We start from the raw sequence: 20,397 nt of genomic DNA on the forward strand, positions 1-20,397 counted from the left end.
CCGAATGAAAAAATGCCCCCACTCTACGCAGCGTGAAAAGATCCTTGCAGACGCGATCAGCCCGGTCGCTACCGAACTGCGACTTCTGGATGCTTCTGACCTTATTTCACTGCTGCGCTTCGAGTATTACGGCAATCTTTCCGATCTCGTCGCTTCGGCGGCGGAGCTTTTCTTTCATCCGGGCACGGTGAATTTCGGCCTGGGCGGCAATTATACTCTGGAGTGGGGCGGCAAGCCCGAAGTCGTTCTCGATCTGGAAATCAAGCCGCGCGGCGTCACCGTCTACGCACAGCTCACTCTTGCCGAAGATCACGCCGGCATCGAGATCAGCCATATCGCTTTCCAGGAGCCCTCGGCCGATCCGGACGAAAACACCATCTTCCTCAAAAAGAGCCTTCGGGAAGCGCGTTACAGCGTCAACCAGCCGCCGCAGGCGCTGACCGGCTGACTTTCTTCCATGCACACTTTTGCGCGACATGCTCTCGCGCGTCTCAAAAGACGCGCGGCGCTGAAAGGCACAACGCGTGGGTTCAGCTGATATAACCGAGCCGGATCGCCTTGGCGATCGCCTGGATGCGGTTGACGGAATCGAGCTTGATGGTCGCCGAGCCGAGATAGGCGTTCACCGTGTGCACGGACAGGCCGAGCTTGTCGGCAATCTCTTCGCTGATGCGGCCGTCGCCGGCAAGCTGCAGACAGGCGATCTCGCGTTCGCTGAGCGCCTCGGCGGCAGCCGTGCGGCGTTCGTCGAGCGAGAGCAGATCCATCATGATATGGCAGCAGCGACCGTGCAGCTCGACGATGGTATCGCTCGAAGGATCGAGCTCATCGCCGGTGAAAAGGATGAAACCATTGCCGACGGCGCCGAGCCGCACCGGAAAGGCAAGGCCGGAGAAAGACAGGATACCGTCCTGCAGCCGGGTCATGAACGGCGAGAAGTCTGCCGGACCGGGTGCCGCGCGGTCGTAACCGCCGGCCCATGAGAGCGGCAGCAGCGACTTGTCGATATGATCGAGAAGAATATCGCCGTAGGCATCCGTGAAGGCCTTGCCGAAACCGGCATTGGAAGAACCCCAGTTCTCAAGCTCGCAGACAAGCCGCTGCTTTGCCGGAAGGCCAGAGCCGCTGACGCGGAAGATCGCGAAGCCTTGCGCATCGGCGAGCTTCTGCATCGCGATCAGCCGCGGAAAAAGATCGGACCGGCTGGAAATCCTGTTCACACGCACCGTGCGCAGCTGCTCGGCGCTGCTCATCGTCCTGCCTGCTGGATAGCCCATGGATCCCCCTATACGAGATTATTGCGGACGGCGAAGGCTATGGCCTCGGACCGGGTCTTGGTCGCCGTCTTGCGCATCACGCTGGTGATGTAGTTGTTGATGGTATTGCGAGAGATTCCGAGGATCATCGCGATCTCGTCGCTGGTCTTGCCCTCGGCGATCCAGAACAGGCATTCCAGCTCGCGGTCGGTCAATTCGAAATCGCGATCGACCTTCGTCCCACCGCAGCGCAGGAAGCTCGCGACATAACCTGCAAGCAGGCCTACGTCCCGCAGGCGCTCCGGCGAAAGGATGAACCCCTCGCCGAACAGGAACATCAAGGCCAGCCGCGACCGGCCGACATTGAAGGTCACCGAACAATATTGACGGCTGGCGCCATCCGGAACCTCGGCACTGTCAGGCAGAAGAGCAAAATTCGGCTGGAATACCTGCATGCATTTTTCCAGCTCCGTCGACCGAGCATAGCCGCGAACCAGATCATTGGCGATGTCCCTGACCAGATCGAAAGGCCAGTCAGACGAAACGATGAAATCGAGGCCACTTTCCTGAAGAAGATCGCAGCGCGCCAGAAGGTAGTGCGACGCACCCACGTAGTCCGTCAATGCGCGCAAACCAGACTGCAACCTGCCGGTGCTGGCGACACCGTGGAGGCGCTGGAGCAGCTCATCGCGCGGCAACAGATCCGGCACCACTGCATTCGCGAAATTCGCCATATGCCTCTCGCCTTTGCTCGCCTGAATTACATTCATATCCATTGGCAATGTCCTGCGGCTGAGAAACGATCGAACTCGGTGCAACAGCAATTTTTCTGCAAGGGATTCAATTCAAGTCCCGCTCGAATCCCATTTCGAATCACCCAAGGGTAAGCCAGTCGATGCAAATCACCATCTCCGACTTCTAGGGATTTACTTTCTCTGTCGCCAATGCACTGATTCGACCGCTCGTTCCAGCCTTCAAGATATAGGGAGGCTAAGGTGATTCTGGCGGTATCGCAACTTGCTTCGCGTTTTACGCGAGTCCATCTCATCATATCGCCCTACAGCCGCATTTCAGTGGTCGGGTCTTTCGCATTTCCAGTCACGGCTTTTCAGCAAACAGCGGTTAGGGATCCAGCTTCGGTACCGACATGAAAAAAGGCCGGTTGCCCGGCCTTTCCTTTACGCTGCTTCGTCGATCGCCCATTTCCTGAGGATTTTCGCGGCGCGTTCCTCGTTGATCTCGACCATACGGGAAAGCTTGCGTTCCGGGCCTTCCTTGACGCGGCGATTGAAGTTTCCATCGTCGTCGCCGAGGCTGAGCAGGTCCTCGGTACTGTCGAAGCCGAAGTCGGACCCGAAGCCGTCCATGAGAGCGCCGCCGGGTGCTCCCGATGCAGGCGCAAAGTCCGGAAGCTCGAGGCCTGCCGCTTCCGGCGTCGCGTCGCCGAAAGCCGCGGAGCTGCCGTTGCCGTTGATGCTGCGCACCAGGGGCCGCAGGCCCATCCAGACCACCACGAAGGCGACCGCGACAAAGGCGAGCGAGTTGATGATGCCGGCAAGGTTGCGGCTCAGCATGTCCATGACGCGGACGCCACCGGTGGCGTCTTCGAGCAACTGGTTCTCGAGGAAGTCCATGGCCGTCACGGTGACGACGTCGCCGCGCTTGGCGTCGATGCCGGCCGCCGAAGCGACGATCTTCTGCATTTCGGCAAGATAGGCATCGACCTTGGTCTGATCGGCGGGCTCACCGACCATCTTGGCGATGCGGCCCTTATTGACCACCACGGCGATCGAAAGCTTTTCGACCTTATAGCTGCTGCGGGTCGTCGCCGTCGTCTTGCTGTTGATTTCGTAGTTGGTCTGCTCTTCGCGCTTGTCGGACTTGTCTTGCGATTCAGGCCCGGCGGAACCGCCGGCCTCGGGCGCCGCCTGCGGAATGTTCTGCTCGACCGTCGTCGCGCTATCGGACTGCTTCTGCTGCGACTGCTGAGCTTCCTTCGTCGAGCGGACCGAGCGTTCGACCTTGGATTCGGGATCGTAGGTCGTTTCCTGGATTTGCTGGGCGTCGGTGTTGAGATCGGCGGTGACGCTGGAGCGGAAGTTGTCCATGCCGAGGAAGGGCGCCAGCGCCTTGTCGATGTTGGATTCGACTTCCTGCTGAACGTTCTGGACGATATTGAGCGAGCGGTTCAGCGAACTGTTGCTCGCCTCGTCGCCGGAAGCGAGCAGCTGGCCGGCGGAATCGAGGATGGTCACGTCATCGACGTCGAGCCCCGGCACGGCCGAGGCGACGAGATGGCGGATCGAGGTCGCCGCGCTGCGCCCCGTGGTGGCGCTTGCGCGAATCATGACGGATGCGGTCGGTTTCTGCTCCGCCTTCCGGAAGTTTCCAACCTCCGGCATGACGATATGGACGCGCGCGGCTGTTATACCCGAGATCGACTGGATGGTGCGGGCGATTTCGCCTTCCAGCGCTCGAACCCGCGTTACCTCCTGCATGAAGGAGGTCAGGCCGAGGGAGCCGACATTGTCGAAGAGTTCATAACCGGCATTGGCGCTGTTCGGCAGGCCACGCTCGGCAAGCATCAGGCGGGCCTTGCCCGTCATCCCCGCGGGAACGCTGATGCTGGAGCCATCCGTGCCGACCTGGAAATTGATGTTGGCTTCGGCAAGCGCCATGCTGATCTGGTTGAGATCCGGTGAGTCCAGCCCGACATAGAGCGTTTCCTGTGCCGGCTTGTTGACGAAAAGGGCGGCCGCAAGGATGATTGCAATGGAAACGGCACCGACGCCTCCAAGAATCATCAGGCGTGTTCGGCCCAGGGAACCGAAGTTCTTAAAGATCTGAACTAATTGATTTAACAGATTCATTCTGTTCTCGCACGATCCGTCAAAGACAAAGCAGGCTTATTGCCTCATCAGACGAATAGTCGGCGAAACTTGTGCGAGCGTTTCGTGAGAGCGTGCGGGAGTGAAAAGGCCTAAAGTAATTCCAGCCAAACTGCGCAGCGGTTTTGCGTCCGGAATTGCGCAAGAACAAGGAGAGAGCGTTTCCGTGACTCGGAGAAAAACGGGGGCGTTCTAAAGCATGTCGCGCAAAAGTGTACGGCGGTTTTGCGACAACGACATGCGTAAAAACAAAGACCTAAAGCGCGAGGAGCGAATCTGAAAGATCGCGACGCGCTTTAGAAGAAATCGAAGTCACCGGCTGCCTTGCTCAATGGCTGGGAGTGGCCGTGGCGTGTGGCGCCGCCCAAAGCCTTCTGCATCTCTGCCAGCTTGACGAGGCTGAGCGCGGTTGCGACGTCGACTGCCCAGCCGTGCGGGATTTCGCCGGTGATGGTATCGATGAATTCAGCAAGGCCGCGCGATTTCTGCACGGCCAGATCAATGCCCTGCATGACCTTCATGGCATCCGGCGAATTCAGGATTTCGGCGCCGCCGATTTCGAGAAGCTGCGGCTCGATGCGCTCGATGAGGTAGGCGACATCGTGCAGTTCGGACACGATGCGCATCAGGATGTCGCTCAGCGCTTCGACAGGCGCAGGCGGCTCCATCATCTGGGTAAATGTCATATGAAAATCCTCGCCATCAAAAAAATTCGATACTGGTTTCGACGGGTTTCTGCGGAGCGGCGGGGCGCTGCTCGAGAGCGACGGTTCTCTGCGTTTCGGCGCCGGTCAGGGGGTATTGCCGGGCACGACCGGAGACCGGCCAATATTCAAGCTTGCGTCCGTGTTCTCCGCCGGTCGAGGAACCGACCACCGGAATGCCTTCATCCCTGAGGAACTGCACGGCGAAGGCCGCGTTCTGCTCACCGACATTGGAGAATGTCGAGATCGTCTTCGCGCCGCCGAAGATCTTTGCCTCCAGCCGGTCGCGCCGGGCGCCCTGCTTCAGGAGACCGTTGATCAGCAGTTCCATCAGATGCACGCCGTACCGCGTTGCATCGCCGCCTGATGTCGGCGACGTCGCCGAACCGGGCAGCAGAAAGTGGTTCATGCCGCCGACACCGGCGACAGGATCTCTGAGGCACGCAGCCACGCACGAACCGAGAATGGTCGAGAGGACCGCATTCGGATCGTTCAGAACCTTGTACTCGCCCTGAATGATGTGCACGCGGCGGGCTGCCCCCTCAGTGATCATTTCAGGGCTCCAAACACGGCTTCGATCGCCGCTTTCATCTTTTCGATCGTGAATGGCTTGGCGAGCACGTTGTTGGCGCCGAGCTGAGCCGCCTTCTGCACCAGTGCGCGGTCGCCCTGGGCGGTCAGGATGATGAAGGCCGCCTTCTTGGTGTTGGGGTTGGTGCGCACCGCCTGAAGGAAGCCGATGCCATCCATCTTCGGCATGTTGAAGTCCGAGATCACCAGGTGGTGCGGCTGCTCGGACATGATCTTCATGCCCTGCTCACCGTCGCCGGCCGACGTGATCTGCTTGAAACCGAGCTGGGTCAGCGCGTCACTGAGCAGCAACCGGCTCGTTACCTGATCGTCGACGATCAGAACTTTGATTTTCTCCGCGATCGACATTTATTCGGTCCCTTCCTTTCGGGCGGCTGTCATTTTCAATATTTCTTCACCGATGGCAGACAGCGGCAGCTGCTGCTCAACGGCGCCAAGTTCATGAGCAACCCTTGGCATTCCGTAAACGACACAGGTTTTTTCGTTCTGGCCGAGCGTTCTGGCGCCGGCGTGGCGCATTTTCAACAATCCGGCGGCGCCATCGCGGCCCATTCCGGTCAAAATCACGCCGACAGCGTTGCGGCCCGCCAGTTCCGCGACCGAATCGAACAGCACGTCCACCGAGGGGCGGTGACCGTTGACCGGCGCGCGGTCGATGAGACGGCAGCACGGTGCCGAGGCACCACTGACCTGCAGGTGCCGCTCGCCGCCGGGGGCCAGATAGATCTTGCCGATTTCGAGCCGGGCGCCGTCGGTCGCTTCCTGCACCACCGGCGCACAGAGGCGGTTCAGCCGTTCGGCAAAGCTCTTGGTGAAGGTCGGCGGCATATGCTGGGTGATGACGGTCGGCGGGCAATTCGCCGGAAATTTCTGCAGCACGGCAATGAGTGCCTCGACGCCGCCGGTCGACGAGCCGATCGCGACGATCTTGCGGCCGACGCGGAAGTCGGCGACCGAGGGTGGTGGCGCGACGGCAGCGACGGGCTGGGAATACTGGCGTTGCGTGCGGGCGGCTGCCTTGACCTTCTCGGCGAGGTCGCCGAAAGGCCTGAGTTCGCCCGGCGCCGGCTTGCCGACACAGTCGAACGCGCCGATCTCCAGCGCCGCAAGCGTCGCCTCGGCGCCGCGATGGGTCATCGTGGATACCATGATGACCGGCATCGGACGCAGCGTCATGATCTTTTCGAGGAAATCGAGGCCGTTCATGTTCGGCATCTCGATGTCGAGCGTCAGGACGTCGGGGTTCAGCCGCTTGATCGCCTCGCGCGCTTCCAGAGCGTCGCCGGCCTGGCCGATGACGTTGACCTCGGGGTCGGAACTCAGCACGGCGGTGATCAGGCCCCGCATCGTCGGCGAGTCGTCAACAACGAGAACTCTTGCCGGAGCGCTCATGCCTTCCTCCCGAGACCTTTGGCCGTATAGCGATAGGTCGTGATGCCGATATTGTCGAAGACGTGTTTTGCCTCACCCGAAACACGCTCGGAATGGCCGATATAGAGATGACCGCCCTCCGGCAGCAGACCGGCAAAACGCTGCCAGATCTTCATCTGCGTCGGCTCGTCGAAATAGATGACGACGTTGCGGCAGAAGATGACGTCGAACTTGCCCTTGAACGGCCATTGCGCCATCAGGTTCAACTCGTTGTAGGTGATCAGCCGCTTCACGCGGTCGTCGACCTGGAACTTCCTGCGGCCCTGCACCTCAACTTCGCTGAACCATTGCTTGCGCATGGCGGGCGACACAGTTTCGAGCGCATTTTCGTCATAGGCGCCGGCGCGGGCGATCGCGAGGATCTTCGGATCGATGTCGGTCGCCAGGATCTTGAAGTCGTAATCGGCGACATTCGGCATCAGCGACAGCACCGTCAGCGCGATCGAATAGGGTTCCTGCCCGTCGGAAGAGGCGGCCGACCAGATGCGCACCCTGCCGCCCGATCTCGCCCGCTGCAGAAGCTCCGGCAGGACATGGTCGCGCAGATGGTCGAAATGGTGGTTTTCGCGAAAGAAGCGGGTAAAATTGGTCGTCAGATGCGAGAGCATCTCGCGGCGCGGCGCAGCACCCGCCGGCGAGGCGACGAGGTCGCAATACTCCCGGAAGCCGGACAGGCCGAGATTGCGGATATGCTTCGACAGGCGCGAATAGACGAGCGACGCCTTCGTCTCGTTGAGGAAGATGCCGGCATCCGAATAGATCATCGCGGCGATCTCAGTGAGGTCGCGGCGTGTCAGCGGATATTCTCCGCTTGCCAGGACCTCGTCGGATCCCTGCCTCTGATCTTTTGCGCCCATTACACTCATGCGGCTTCGCTTTCGGTCTCTGGAAAGAGGGATTCGAGTTCGATCAGGCAGATCATGCGCTTCTCGATGGCGAGAACGCCGCGGGCAAATTGACGCTCGAGTTCGGAGGAGATCTCGGGCGTCGGCTGGATGGTTTCGTCGGTCACCGTCAGGATATCGGAAACGGCATCGACCAGCAGGCCGACAACCTTGCGCCGGACCTGGGCGACGATGATGACATGACGGGCAGTCGGATCGGCCGGCTTCATGCCGAGCCGGGCCGCAAGATCGATGATCGGCAGCACCGCGCCGCGCAGGTTGATGACACCCAGCATATAGCCAGGCGAATGCGGCATCGCGGTTGCCGGGGTCCAGCCGCGGATTTCGCGAACCGACATGATGTTCACGCAAAATTCCTGATCCCCGATGCGGAACGCGATCAGCTCGCGATCCCCTTCGTTCAGATTTTTTACAGTGTACGACATTCCCTTATCCCACCGCTGCTAACGACATTTCCGCTTTGAGCGACTGGCCGCGCGAAGCGCCGACGACCGCGTCGACATCGAGGATGAGAGCGACGCGCCCGTCACCGAGGATGGTGGCGGCGGCGATGCCCGGCACATGGGTGTAGTTCGCTTCCAGGCTCTTGATGACCACCTGGCGCTGACCCTGGATGGCGTCGACCATCAGGGCGCGCTGGCCGCCGCCTTCGGATTCCACCAGAAGCGCCACGCCCTCGACCGGATTGGCCTGCGTCGCGCGGAAGTTCAGGATGCGGCCGACATCGACCAGCGGGCAGAAGCTGTTGCGGATCGAGATCAGCCGGTGGTTCGCACCGAAGGAGTGGATCGCGGCCGCTTCCGGCTGCAGGGTTTCGACGATTGCCGTCAGCGGCACGACCAGCGTCTGGCCGGCGACGGTGACCACCATGCCGTCGAGGACGGCGAGCGTCAGCGGCAGGCTCATGGTGAAGACCGAGCCGTGACCCGGCTTCGAGGTGATGTTGATGCGGCCGCCGAGCGCCTGGATCGAACGCTTGACGACGTCCATGCCGACGCCGCGGCCGGAGATGTCTGAGATCTTATCGGCCGTCGAGAAGCCCGGCAGGAAGATCAGGTTGTCGATTTCCTCGTCCGACAGGTTGGAATCGGCCGGGATGAGGTCGTTGTCGATCGCCTTCTGGCGGACCTTCTCGCGGTTGATGCCGGCGCCGTCGTCGGCAAGCTCGATCAGGATGCGTCCCGAACGATGCTTGGCGGTCAGGCGGACCGTGCCTTCGGTGTTCTTGCCGGCGGCTGCACGCTTTTCGGGCGTTTCGATGCCGTGGTCGACGGCATTGCGGATCATGTGGGTCAGCGGTTCGGCCAGCTTGTCGATGACCGTCTTGTCGACTTCGGTGTTTTCACCTTCGGTGATCAGGCGGATCGACTTGCCGGTCATGTCGGCGATTTCGCGAACGATACGCGACATGCGCTGAAAGACCGGCTTCACCGGCTGCGCACGGATCGCCATGACCGAGTCCTGGATCTCGCGGGTGAGCTGCTGCAACTCCTCGAGGCCCATATTGATCGAGGAGGTGCCGGTCGTATCATTCTCGATGACGCTCTGCGACAGCATCGCCTGGTTGATGACCAATTCGCCGACGAGGTTGATGAGGCGGTCGACACGGTCGAGATCGACGCGGATGGTCTGGCCGGCACCGGCGGCATTGTTCTGGGCGGCGGCACTTGCTGCGGCCGCTGCGGCGGCTGCCGATTCCTTCTTCTCGACGCGGGCGGCGACAATCTGCGTGACGTTGGAGGCAGTCTCGGCGGCGGCAACGGCTGCAGCCGTCTCCTCGGCCCGCGCGTCTCCGGCGAAAACCTCTTCCATTGCGCCCGTTTCGTCCAGGATCGACAGATCGAAGGGAACCGGCACCATCGGCAGTTCGTCGTTGCTGGTCGCGTCAGCCCTTGCTTCTTCGACCGGCTTGACCGTCAGTTCGCAATCCCACTCGGCGAATTCGAAGACGGTGCGGATGGCGTCCTCGCCCTTGTCCGTCTTGATCGTGACGTTCCAGAAGAAATAAGCGCCTTCCGGATCGAGTTCCTCAAGGCCCGGCAGGTCATCCGTATTGCAATAGATCGTCATTTCACCCAGGCGCGAGAGATCACGCAGCAGCAGGGTGGCGTCATTGCCCTTGGAATAGAGCTCGTAGCGCGGCTTGAAGATGACTTCATAGGTCGGCATGCCGCCCGCATCGTCTTCGCCGCCAAAATCGTCGAAGGAAAAGGGGACCGGCTGGAAGCCGCTGTCGTCCGTCGGCTTGGGGGTCGGCGCCGGAGCGGCCGATGCTGCCTTTGCGGCGGCCTTCGGCGCGGGCGCCTCGGCTGACGCAGAGGGAGACGGCAATTCGCCGTTGGCCAGCGCCTCGAGCTCCTTGACGAGGCCGCGGCTGCGGCTTTCATCGACGCTGCCGCCGTCGCGCGCAGCATTCGTCAGGTCGGCGAGCACGTCGGCCGACTTCAGCATCACCTTCAGGACATCCTGGTTCGGCTCAAGCTTGTTGGATCGAACGCAATCGAGAGTGGTCTCGAAGACATGGGCGAAGGCGACCAGATCGTCAAGGCCGAAGGCGCCGGCGCCACCCTTGATCGAATGCACGGCACGGAACACCGCATTGACGGTTTCCGGATCGCGATCGCCATCATTCAATTTCAGAAGACCGGATTCCAACTCGGCGAGCTGTTCCTCGCACTCCTGGAAAAAGATCTCTTTGATTTCGTTCATATCCATAGGAGCAAATCCTGGGTTTAAGCGGTTACACGCTCAATGGCATCGATCAGCTTGGCCGGGTCGAAAGGCTTGACGATCCAGCCCGTGGCACCGGCCTGGCGGGCGCGGTTCTTCTTTTCCGCGTCGCTTTCGGTGGTCAGGACCAGGATCGGGATCGCCCGATATTTCTCGTTGCGGCGGACACCTTCGATGAAGCCGAAACCGTCGAGGCGCGGCATGTTGATGTCGGTCACGATGACGTCGGGATTGGACTCTTCGAGAACCTCGAGGCCCTCGATGCCGTCTTCCGCCTGGATCGTCTCGAAGCCGGCATTGTTCAGCGTCACGAGAAGCATGTTTCGGATGGTGCGGGAATCATCCACGGTCAGCACTTTTTTCTTCATTGCCGAATCTCCTTGGCAAGCAGGTGGTCAATATTGACGCCAACCAGCTGCATGGTTTTCTGAAATGCGTCGGACACCTTGGAGAAGGTGAACGGCTGCTTGTCCTGCTCCCAGGTCTTCTCGGCGGACATCAGAACCTGGGCGCAAAGCGCACCGATCCGTTCGACGCCGGAAGCGTCTATCGAAAGACCGCTACCCCGGAGAGAAAGGAGTTTATCGCGCAAGGCGGAAGCCTCGTTGAGGTCGAGCACCGCTGTCAAATCCAGCGTTTTGCCACTCTTCTTTGCTGCCATCAGCTTTTCCTTGTCCCCTTGTCCCCGGCCCGAAAAGACAGGCTGAGGCAATCATCCGATAGGTTAGTAAACATTCCGCCCACCTCCGACGCTTGCGAAGGGCTGTGGTAGGCCAAAATCTTCATTTTCGTATTCGTCGACGACCGGTGCCGGGCGGGTAGCGCCCTCAAGGGCGCGCGGCGGTGTCACGCGCACCGGCGCCGGGCGCCCGGCGGTGGCGTTTTCCCGGGCGATGCGGAATTCGCGAATCGTCTGGCCGAGCTCGAGAATGACGGTGTGGAGGTGGTCGGCGCCTTCGGCCGAGCGCTCCGCAAGGCCGGCGCTATCGGCCACCTCGCCACCCAGGCCCTTGACGTCGGCTGTCACGCTGTCGAGGCTTGCGGCATGTTCGCCGGTTCGGGTGGCGATGCCTGATATCGCGGCGTTGATGTCGGTGACCTGACGCACGATGCTGCCGATCGAATCCTGTGTGCGGCCAACCATCTGCACGCCGGCATCGACCTGCGCCTTGGTCGTCGTCACCAGGGTTTTGATCTCGCGGGCGGCTTCGGCCGAACGCTGGGCAAGGGCGCGGACTTCCTGGGCGACGACGGCAAAACCGCGGCCGGAATCGCCGGCGCGGGCGGCCTCGATGCCGGCATTCAGCGCCAGAAGATTGGTCTGGAAGGCGATCTCGTCGATCGCGCCGATGATCTGGCCGATCTTTTCGGCCGACTGCTCGATATCGGCCATGGCGCTGATCGCGCGGCCGACGACCTCGCCGCTTTCCTCGACGGCAGCGCGCGTCGTGGCGGCCGCCTGTTCGGCAGCACGGCTGTCGGCGGCGCCGTCGCGCACACTGCCGGCGATGCCGGCAAGGGCAACGGCGGAAAGCTGCAGCCGGTCGGCCTGGCCGGACGCCGTGCTTGCAAACTGCCGCGACAGACCGGCAAGTGAGCCCGTCGCCGCTTCGGCCTTGACCGTGCGCTCGGTAATAGTGGTGAATTCGGCCTGGAGGCCATCCAATGCACTGTTCAGCGCGACAGCGATGCCGCCATAGGCGCCGTCGCTGTCGACCGGCGCGCGTCGCGTCAGGTCGCGTGCGGACAGGCCGTCGATGACATCGCCGAAGATCCGGATGATTTCGGCCTCGTTGGCGGCACGCTGATCGGCGAGCGCGCGCTGCTCCCCGGCGCGCAGCGCATTGAAGCGGAGCGAGACGGCAATTTCCACATCGACCATGACGATGCGGATGATCGCCGTCATCAGGTCGGAGATTTCGCGGGTGCGGCGCTTGGCCGACGGCAGCAGTGGACGGCCGGCGATCACTTCGGCGAGGCCGGAAACGAGATGCTCCAGCATGACGCCATGGCCGGCCACGTGCCAGCGCGGGTCAAGACCCATCTTGCTTTCGGTATCGGAGAGAACCTTGACGCGCTCGGCATAGAGGCTGTCGAACCGTGCATCCGTCAGCACGTCCCAATGCGAAGATTGCAGATCGTGCAGGCGCTCGACCTGGCGCTCGCTCTCGAAATTGCGCGAGGCGTCTGGGAATGACTGGAACCGGTGGAAGAGATCCCTGAGGCCCGCCTTCAGATGGGCTTCAAGCGCCGGCCGGTTACGGCGCACCAGCTCGCACTGGTCGGCATCGAGACCGGCAAAGCGCAGGCGGTCGCGCAAGCTGCCTGCCTGCGCTCCACGAGCCTGATCTGATGGCATGTCCTGCCTCAACGCCTGTCCCCAACCACTTTCCGGGCGAAAGCCCGGCCAAAAACTTGTGCAGCATCCGATGAACGCGAAGCGTTGAGACGGTCCTCACCACCGGTTACAACCGGCGGAGCGAAGCCCCCTGATCAGCTATGTTTCGGAGCTGTCTGAAGAGATGGATACCGGATCAACCCGGTACGGCGGGACGGCGTCATGCCTGGTGGGAACGAGTGCATCTTCCCATTCCGACGTGTAGACCAATGTTTATGGTTAATTCCTTGCTTGAAGGTTAATAAGCCTTTCGGAGGACAGGCTTTTCAAGCAATTCAAGGCAGTTCGCAGCAAATACTGTTGCGGAGTTGCATGGCTGCTACAAGGCACACGCAAGCTCCGTGTTATATGCCGGTCGATAACCAAGACATGACGTCGACAAGGACAGAGCAATGATTGTTCTCGGATTGGGTGCCTGCTTGATTGCAATGACGCTGCTTGCCGCCGTCGCCCGCCTCGATTCCATCGCCGCAAACCGCGACATCCGCGCCCTTCGGGTGTTCTAACCGCGTCGCAATCTTTCAGATACGCTCCGCGCGCTTTAGGCTTTATTTCCACCATGTCGTTGTCGCAAAACCGCTGCACAGTTTTGCGTGACATGCTTTAGACCCACCCTTCCCCGTTGGCAGTCCGGCACCTTTGGTGTATCGCACTCGCGCCTTTCATGTCAGCGGAACTATCGGTTCATGTCCCCCAGATCTGGTCTCCTCATCGTTCTTGGCTTCACGCTCTGGCGCGTCGTCATGCTCAATTTCGATACGACGGACCTTTTCGTCGACGAGGCGCAGTACTGGTTCTGGTCGCAAAACCTCGACCTCGGCTATTATTCCAAGCCGCCGATGATTGCGTGGGTGATCCGGGCGATGACCGAGCTTTCCGGCTCCAACGCCATCTATTGGATCAGGCTGCTCGGACCGCTGATCCACATGGCAGCAGCACTGGTGCTGATGAAGACGGCAAAACGTTTCGTCGGGCCGGAGATCGAAGGCTGGACGGGCGCCACTTACATCACGTTCCCCGGTGTGGCGCTTTCTTCGGTGTTCTTCTCGACCGACGTGATCCTGCTGTTCTTCATCGCGATCGCCTTGCTTGCCTATTTCGGCCTGACGCAGCGGCGCTCGGTCGGGCTGGCGCTCGTCATGGGCCTTGGCGTCGGCCTCGCCTTCCTGACGAAATATGCCGTGCTGTTCGTCGTTCCGGGCGGCGCGATTGCCCTCCTCCTCATTCCGGCGGCCCGCATCGCCATTCGCGATTTCATCATCGCGGTCGCGGTCGCGGCGGTCGTCGCCCTGCCGAACCTCTGGTGGAACCTGCAGCACGACAACACGACGGTGCGACATACCCAGGACATCGCCCATTGGAGCGAACTCGGCATCAATCTCCGTCGCGGGCTTGAATTCTTCTCCGCCCAATTCGGCGTCGTCGGGCCGATCATCTTCTTTGCGATGCTCTGGGCGGTCTACCGGATGATCAGAGGCAGGAGCGACGATCGGGAAAAGATGCTGGTCTGGCTGTCGATGCCGGTCGTGCTGCTCATCACGCTGCAGGCAACGGTCGCCAAGGCCTATGCCAACTGGGCGGTGACCGCCTATGTCGCAGGCACCATCCTTGCCGTCTGGCTGCTCTACCTGAAGTGGCCGAAGGGGCTCAGGCTGTCGCTCACCATCAACGGCATCGCCAGCCTGCTCTTTCCGCTGGCGACGATCTTTCCGCATCAGTTGCTGCTGCCGAACGGCGACGCGCTGATGAAGCGCTATCTCGGCCGCGCCGAGGTCAGCCGCGAGGCCGCAGCACTCGCAGCTCAGGCCGGCACCGACATTATCGTCACCGACAATCGCGACATGGTCGCCGATCTTTTCTATACGCTGCGGGATGCATCCTACAGGATCTATGCGCGAGCGCCCGCCGGCCTTCCGGAAAGCTATTACGAGCAGGAATTCGCTCTGCCCGCCGGCATCACCGGCAAGGTGCTTTTCCTAACGGACGGGGCCTTTACCTGCGCCACCGAGACGCCCGAGGTGCTGAAGAACTGGCAGCCGACGGAGGGCAACTACAAGGGTAAGACGCTTTCCATCTACAAGGTCTCTGCCACCTGCCTGGCGCCCTGAGGTTTCAGCCCGTTTTATGACAGCGCCAAGCTTTTTTCAGAGGCGCGGCGCGGTAACACTTTGTATTGCTGCATCATTTTATTGGGCAGTGGGCAGGCAGAGACCGGTGCCCGTCCCTTCGATCTCCACGAATTTGACGCCGCCTTCCTCGAAGGCGAGGCGCAGCTGCGCCTCCGTCGCACGATGGATGTCGTGGTGCCGGCCCTCGTAATCGCGGATGGTGCTGCGCGAGACGGCGGCCTTTTCAGCAAGGTCTGTCTGGGTCCAGTCCAGCAGGCCGCGCGCCGCGCGGCAGAGAGCGGGAGTGAGAATTGTTTCTCTTGCGCCTTGACCCATGATTTCAAGTTGCCCATATTGGTCGATATAACCCATATATGTCATATTACGAACGGGATTTCCAGATCGGGAGACAATGATGCCACACGATACGCCCTTGATTTCGACAATCGTCGGCGGCCTTGTGCTGGCTTTCATCTTCGGCGCCTTCGCCCATCGGCTGCGGATGCCGCCGCTCGTCGGTTATCTGATCGCCGGCGTGCTCGTGGGGCCACATACGCCGGGTTATGTGGCGGATCAGAACCTTGCGCCGGAGCTTGCCGAAATCGGCGTCATCCTGCTGATGTTCGGCGTCGGGCTGCATTTCTCCCTGAAAGACCTGCTGTCGGTGCGCGGCATCGCCGTGCCGGGCGCGATCGTGCAGATCGCATTTGCGACATTGCTCGGCTGGGGGCTCGGCGCCTTCATGGGCTGGTCGACCGGCGGCAGCCTGGTCTTCGGCCTGGCGCTTTCGGTCGCTTCCACCGTCGTGCTGCTGAAGGCGCTGCAGGAGCGGCGCCTGGTCGAGACGGAGCGCGGCAGGATCGCCGTCGGCTGGCTGATCGTCGAGGATCTCGCCATGGTGCTGGCGCTGGTGCTGATCCCGGCCGCAGCCAGCATCGGCGGTGAGGGTCACGCTCCCGTCGAGCCGCTGTCGGCCGCGCTGAGCCGCCTGTTCGGCCTCGATCTCGGCATCGGCGGCATGATCGCCATGACGCTGGTAAAGGTGGCGCTGTTCGTGGCGCTGATGCTGGTTTTCGGCCGCAAGCTCATTCCCTGGACGATGCACCGCATCGCCCATACCGGTTCGCGCGAACTCTTCCGGCTCGGCGTGCTGGCGATCGCGCTCGGCGTCGCCTTCGGAGCGGCGAAGCTCTTCGGCGTGTCGCTGGCGCTCGGCGCCTTCTTTGCCGGCATGGTGCTTGCCGAAAGCGAGCTCAGCCATCGCGCCGCACAGGAAAGCCTACCGCTGCGCGACGCCTTTGCCGTACTGTTCTTCGTCTCGGTCGGCATGCTGTTCGATCCGAACATCCTGATCGACAAGCCGCTGCCGATCCTTGCCACCATCTTCATCATCGTCATCGGCAAGTCCGTCGCCGCGCTCCTCATCGTGCTCGCCTTCAAGAAGCCGCTCAGTACGGCGCTGACGATTTCGGCCAGCCTCGGCCAGATCGGCGAATTCTCCTTCATCCTCGCCGCCCTCGGCGTCGAACTGGGGCTGCTGCCGGAGGAAGGCCGCGATCTGATCCTTGCCGGCGCCATCATCTCGATCATCCTCAATCCGCTGCTGTTCTTCCTTTGCGACCGCATGCGGCCGCTGCTGGATGGTGCAAAGCGCGAAGACGTCGTGGCGGACCCTGCTCCCGCTGCAGATGCCATAGCAGCGCAGGAGGAGATGCCGCCCGAAGACGACGAGGTGCACCCGACCGCTCTCAGCGGCCATTCCATTCTCGTCGGCTACGGGCGGGTTGGCAGCATCGTCGGACAGAATCTCAAGTCGTCGGCCACACCTTTTCTCGTCATCGAGGACTCCGACAAGCGCATCGGCGAGCTGAAGGCGCAGGGTATCGAAACTCTGTCGGGCAATGCGGTGATGCGGGAAACGCTCGACCTTGCCAATCTCTCTGGCGCCCGCAGCATTGCCATCGCCATCCCGAACGCCTTCGAAGCCTGCCGCATCATCGAGCAGGCCCGCAGCGTCAATCCATCGATCCTCATCGTTGCCCGCGCCCATTCCGACGCCGAGGTCGATGAGCTGAAGCAATATGGCGCCGACACGGTCATCATGGGCGAGCGTGAAATCGCGCTGGGCATGGTTGACCGGCTCGCTCAAGTGCATCATGAGAGTGTGCCCTATGAAGACGGGCATGGGCCTGATACAATTATGCCGACGGATGACCCTCCGCCGGAAAGAGAATGAGAGATTGGCGCGCTTTTGAGCCGATACGGGAGTGACATTGCCGGGACGGAGAAGATGGAGCTGGACCAGCGCCGTCTGACGAGCCGTATCGCCGCTTCCCTCCTCGTCGCCGTCCTTGCCTATCTCGGCCTGCTTTTCGGCGGCAATCTGGTGATCTCGCCGGCCGCCGCCGCCAATACGCTTTCCTCTTCCGATCGGGATTCGCAGCCGCCGCAGCTGACTGCGCGCGATGCCGTGCGCGGGCTGCTTGCCACAGAACGCAAGCTTGCACCGAAGCAGGCGGCGCATGACGCCGGACCGCTTGCCCTTGCCGCCGCCCCGGCTGTCGATTTTTCCGGCTGGACCATGGCCGCGCCTTTTCCGGCATTTGAAGCTTCGCTTCATGCCGCAGTCTCCAGGACCCATCAGCCGCGCGCACCGCCGGTCGCTGCCTGACGCTCGCGCCGATCGGCGCTTCCGACTATTGACGACATGCCGCCAGCGCCCGAGCGCCGGCCCTCGATATCAAGGAATACAATATGCGTACTTCACGATGGCTGGTGGTCACCTATACGGTGATCATCCTACTCGGCCTATTGATCGCCCTACCGAACGTCCTGCCGCAATCCGTCCTCCAGCGCGTGCCGGCCTGGCTGCCGCATGAGCAGGTGTCGCTCGGCCTCGACCTTCGCGGCGGTTCGCACCTCGTTCTGGAAGTCGACGAAGCCGACCTTACCAAGGAGCGGCTGCAATCGCTGCTTCAGGACGCGCGCCGCGTGCTGCGCGAAAAGGGCATCCAGCCGAAAGCCGTGGTCCGCAGCCAGAACCAGATCGTCGTGACGCTCGCCGATGCCTCACAGAGCGATGCTGCCGTCACCGAACTCAAGACGCTTGCCAACCCGATCAGCACCGGCCTCAGCGCCGGTCAGGCGGATCTTGATGTCACGGCGAACGGCGCCACCATCACCATCGGCTTCTCGCGGGCCGGCATCGCCGCCAATGTCGACAATGCCGTCCAGCAGAGCCTCGAAGTCATCCGCCAGCGCGTCGACCAGGTCGGCGTCTCCGAGCCGACCATCCAGCGCATCGGCGCCAACCGCGTGCTCGTCCAGCTTCCGGGCGCGCAGGATCCCTCGCGCCTGCGCGAACTTCTCGGCTCCACCGCCAAGATGTCGTTCCATATGCTGTCGCCGAACAATGCGCCCGGACCCGGCGTGACCATGCTGAAGGACGATGAAGGCAGGTCCTATCCGGTCCTCGACCGCGTCGAAATCTCCGGCGACCGCCTTTCGGATGCCCGCGTCAGCTTCGACCCGAACACGCGTGAGCCGATCGTCAGCTTCCGCTTCGACAGCGCCGGCGCCCGCCGCTTTGCCGAGATCACCCGCCAGAACGTCGGCAATCCCTTCGCCATCGTCCTCGACGACAAGGTGCTGAGCGCGCCTGTTATCCGCGAGCCGATCACTGGCGGCTCCGGCCAGATCTCGGGCAGCTTCTCGGCCGACAGCGCAACGACGCTGGCCGCCATGCTGCGCGCCGGCGCCCTGCCCGCCAAGCTTACGGTCATCGAGGAACGCACCGTCGGCGCCGACCTCGGCGCTGACGCCATCAAGATGGGTATTTATTCCGGCCTCGTCGGCTTTGCTCTCGTCGCACTCTTCATCTTCGTTCTCTATGGCACCTGGGGCATCCTGGCGAATGTCGCGCTGCTGATCCACACGATCCTAACCTTCTCGGCCCTGACGCTGGTTGGCGCGACGCTGACGCTGCCGGGCATTGCCGGTGTCGTGCTCGGCATCGGCCTTGCGGTCGACGCCAACGTTCTCATCAACGAGCGTATTCGTGAAGAGACCCGCAAGGGCAAGGGCGCCTTTGCCGCCATCGATACGGGCTTCCGCCGTGCCTATTCGACCATCATCGACGGCAACATGACGGCCCTGATCGCTGCGGCCATCCTGTTCTTTTTCGGCTCCGGACCGGTTCGCGGCTTTGCCGTGACCATGGCGCTCGGCCTGATCATCTCGATGTTCACATCGGTCGCCTTCGTGCGTGTCGCGATGATCGAGATCACCCGCCGCCGCAAGCTCAAGGTGCTGAACATCCGGCCGTTGATCCCGTTCAGCCCCTATGACAAGCACATCGAGTTCATGAAGGCCCGCTTCTTCGGCGTCACCGTCTCGGCGCTGCTTTCGATTGCCTCCGTCGTGCTGTTCATTCATCCCGGTCTCAACTACGGCGTCGATTTCCGCGGCGGCATCCAGATGGCCGTCAAGACCCAGGGCACGGCCGATCTTGCGAAGTTCCGCGAAGGTCTTGATAGTCTCGGCCTCGGCGAAATCACGCTGCAGTCCTTCGGCGACAAAAGCAGCATTCTCGTTCGTGCCCAACGGCAGGAAGGCGGCGAAGAGGCGCAGACGGCAGCAGTGACCAAGCTGAAGGCCGAAGTCGCCAAGATCGATCCGACCGCCACCGTCGAAGGCACCGACGTCATCGGCCCGAAGGTCAGCGGCGAGCTTGCCTGGGCCGGCATCCTGTCGGTGGTGATCGCAAGCTTTGCAATGCTCATCTATATCTGGGTGCGGTTCGAATGGCCGTTCGCCGTCGGCGCCATCGTCACGCTGGTGCTCGACGTCACCAAGGCGATCGGCTTCTTCGCGATCACCGGCCTCGACTTCAATCTGACGGCGATCGCCGCCATCCTGACGCTCGTCGGCTACTCGGTGAACGACAAGGTCGTCGTCTATGACCGCATGCGCGAAAACATGCGGCTCTACAAGTCGATGCCGTTGCGCGAGATCATCGACAAGTCGATCAACGAGACGCTGGCGCGAAGCCTTTACACCAATGCGACGGCCTTCCTCGCGCTGGTGCCGATGGCGATCTGGGGCGGCAGCGCGGTTTCGAGCTTCGCGATCCCGATGGTCTTCGGCATTCTCGTGGCCGGCGCCTCGTCGATCTTCATCGCGGCACCCATCCTGCTCTTCCTCGGCGACTGGCGCCGCCGCCATGCCAAGGCGGCAGCGGCAACCGATGAGGCAGTCGAAATCATTCCGCCGGAACAGGGTCGCCCGCGCAAGTCCGCGAGCTAAAATCCCGTTAACGCATCCTTGAAGAGGGCGCCGGTTGCAGAGCCGGCGCCCTCTTTCTATTGTCGGCTATTGCATTATGTGC

The 20,397-nt window shown here is 61.9% G+C and carries 19 protein-coding genes; 5 read left to right on the forward strand and 14 right to left on the reverse strand.

The window, feature by feature from the left end; translation table 11 throughout:
* Positions 1-4 precede the first annotated feature (4 nt).
* Positions 5-448 carry a hypothetical protein gene (locus G9X67_RS22060; protein ID WP_064652618.1) on the forward strand — a complete coding sequence of 148 codons (444 nt, stop codon included), beginning with the start codon at positions 5-7 and terminating at the stop codon, positions 446-448.
* An 82-nt stretch (positions 449-530) separates the two neighbouring features.
* Here G9X67_RS22060 and G9X67_RS22065 read toward each other — a convergent pair whose 3' ends face one another.
* The 13 genes from G9X67_RS22065 to G9X67_RS22125 form a co-directional block, all read right to left on the reverse strand.
* The gene (locus tag G9X67_RS22065; protein WP_171599675.1) at positions 531-1,277 is read right to left on the reverse strand and encodes a helix-turn-helix transcriptional regulator; all 747 of its coding nucleotides are present in this window, start codon (positions 1,275-1,277) and stop codon (positions 531-533) included.
* An 8-nt stretch (positions 1,278-1,285) separates the two neighbouring features.
* Positions 1,286-2,032 (reverse strand): helix-turn-helix transcriptional regulator, encoded by a 747-nt coding sequence (locus G9X67_RS22070; RefSeq protein WP_025393145.1) that lies wholly within the window; start codon positions 2,030-2,032, stop codon positions 1,286-1,288.
* 402 nt (positions 2,033-2,434) lie between these two features.
* Entirely contained in the window at positions 2,435-4,126 is a 1,692-nt protein-coding gene (gene fliF, locus G9X67_RS22075) for a flagellar basal-body MS-ring/collar protein FliF (RefSeq protein WP_171599676.1), read from the reverse strand.
* Positions 4,127-4,440: 314 nt separating this feature from the next.
* Positions 4,441-4,830, reverse strand: coding sequence for a hypothetical protein (locus G9X67_RS22080; protein ID WP_003545510.1), 390 nt, complete (start codon positions 4,828-4,830; stop codon positions 4,441-4,443).
* Between the two features lie 16 nt (positions 4,831-4,846).
* Positions 4,847-5,401, reverse strand: coding sequence for a chemoreceptor glutamine deamidase CheD (gene cheD, locus G9X67_RS22085; RefSeq protein WP_003545509.1), 555 nt, complete (start codon positions 5,399-5,401; stop codon positions 4,847-4,849).
* Entirely contained in the window at positions 5,398-5,787 is a 390-nt protein-coding gene (locus G9X67_RS22090; RefSeq protein ID WP_062942457.1) for a response regulator, read from the reverse strand. The genes cheD and G9X67_RS22090 overlap by 4 nt, the downstream gene beginning before the upstream one ends.
* Entirely contained in the window at positions 5,788-6,831 is a 1,044-nt protein-coding gene (gene cheB / locus G9X67_RS22095; RefSeq protein WP_017958976.1) for a protein-glutamate O-methylesterase CheB, read from the reverse strand.
* Positions 6,828-7,736, reverse strand: a complete 909-nt coding sequence (gene cheR / locus G9X67_RS22100; protein WP_017958975.1) for a protein-glutamate O-methyltransferase CheR — start codon at positions 7,734-7,736, stop codon at positions 6,828-6,830. The genes cheB and cheR overlap by 4 nt, the downstream gene beginning before the upstream one ends.
* On the reverse strand, positions 7,733-8,200 hold the full coding sequence (locus tag G9X67_RS22105; protein ID WP_003545496.1) for a chemotaxis protein CheW: 468 nt from the start codon (positions 8,198-8,200) through the stop codon (positions 7,733-7,735). The genes cheR and G9X67_RS22105 overlap by 4 nt, the downstream gene beginning before the upstream one ends.
* A gap of 4 nt (positions 8,201-8,204) precedes the next feature.
* Positions 8,205-10,490, reverse strand: a complete 2,286-nt coding sequence (locus tag G9X67_RS22110) for a chemotaxis protein CheA (protein WP_171599677.1) — start codon at positions 10,488-10,490, stop codon at positions 8,205-8,207.
* A gap of 17 nt (positions 10,491-10,507) precedes the next feature.
* On the reverse strand, positions 10,508-10,873 hold the full coding sequence (cheY1, locus tag G9X67_RS22115; protein WP_003545492.1) for a chemotaxis response regulator CheY1: 366 nt from the start codon (positions 10,871-10,873) through the stop codon (positions 10,508-10,510).
* On the reverse strand, positions 10,870-11,166 hold the full coding sequence (locus tag G9X67_RS22120) for an STAS domain-containing protein (protein WP_003545491.1): 297 nt from the start codon (positions 11,164-11,166) through the stop codon (positions 10,870-10,872). The genes cheY1 and G9X67_RS22120 overlap by 4 nt, the downstream gene beginning before the upstream one ends.
* A 63-nt stretch (positions 11,167-11,229) precedes the next feature.
* Positions 11,230-12,864, reverse strand: a complete 1,635-nt coding sequence (locus G9X67_RS22125) for a globin-coupled sensor protein (protein ID WP_171599678.1) — start codon at positions 12,862-12,864, stop codon at positions 11,230-11,232.
* Between the two features lie 725 nt (positions 12,865-13,589).
* Here G9X67_RS22125 and G9X67_RS22130 point away from each other — a divergent pair.
* Positions 13,590-15,011, forward strand: a complete 1,422-nt coding sequence (locus G9X67_RS22130) for a glycosyltransferase family 39 protein (protein WP_171599679.1) — start codon at positions 13,590-13,592, stop codon at positions 15,009-15,011.
* A 78-nt stretch (positions 15,012-15,089) separates the two neighbouring features.
* Here G9X67_RS22130 and G9X67_RS22135 read toward each other — a convergent pair whose 3' ends face one another.
* On the reverse strand, positions 15,090-15,392 hold the full coding sequence (locus G9X67_RS22135) for a helix-turn-helix transcriptional regulator (protein WP_171599680.1): 303 nt from the start codon (positions 15,390-15,392) through the stop codon (positions 15,090-15,092).
* A 34-nt stretch (positions 15,393-15,426) separates the two neighbouring features.
* Between G9X67_RS22135 and ybaL the strand changes: the two genes are divergently transcribed.
* The 3 genes from ybaL (at position 15,427) to secD (ending at position 20,315) form a co-directional block, all read left to right on the forward strand.
* Positions 15,427-17,247: a YbaL family putative K(+) efflux transporter gene (gene ybaL, locus G9X67_RS22140; RefSeq protein WP_171599681.1), complete on the forward strand. Its 1,821-nt coding sequence runs from the start codon at positions 15,427-15,429 to the stop codon at positions 17,245-17,247.
* A 54-nt stretch (positions 17,248-17,301) separates the two neighbouring features.
* Positions 17,302-17,682, forward strand: a complete 381-nt coding sequence (locus tag G9X67_RS22145) for a hypothetical protein (protein WP_164580610.1) — start codon at positions 17,302-17,304, stop codon at positions 17,680-17,682.
* An 83-nt stretch (positions 17,683-17,765) separates the two neighbouring features.
* The gene (gene secD / locus G9X67_RS22150) at positions 17,766-20,315 is read left to right on the forward strand and encodes a protein translocase subunit SecD (RefSeq protein WP_171599682.1); all 2,550 of its coding nucleotides are present in this window, start codon (positions 17,766-17,768) and stop codon (positions 20,313-20,315) included.
* The last annotated feature ends 82 nt before the right edge of the window (positions 20,316-20,397 follow it).

Origin of the sequence: Rhizobium sp. WYCCWR 11152 (genome assembly GCF_013087615.1) — a bacterium.
Classification (GTDB): Bacteria; Pseudomonadota; Alphaproteobacteria; order Rhizobiales; family Rhizobiaceae; genus Rhizobium; species Rhizobium indicum.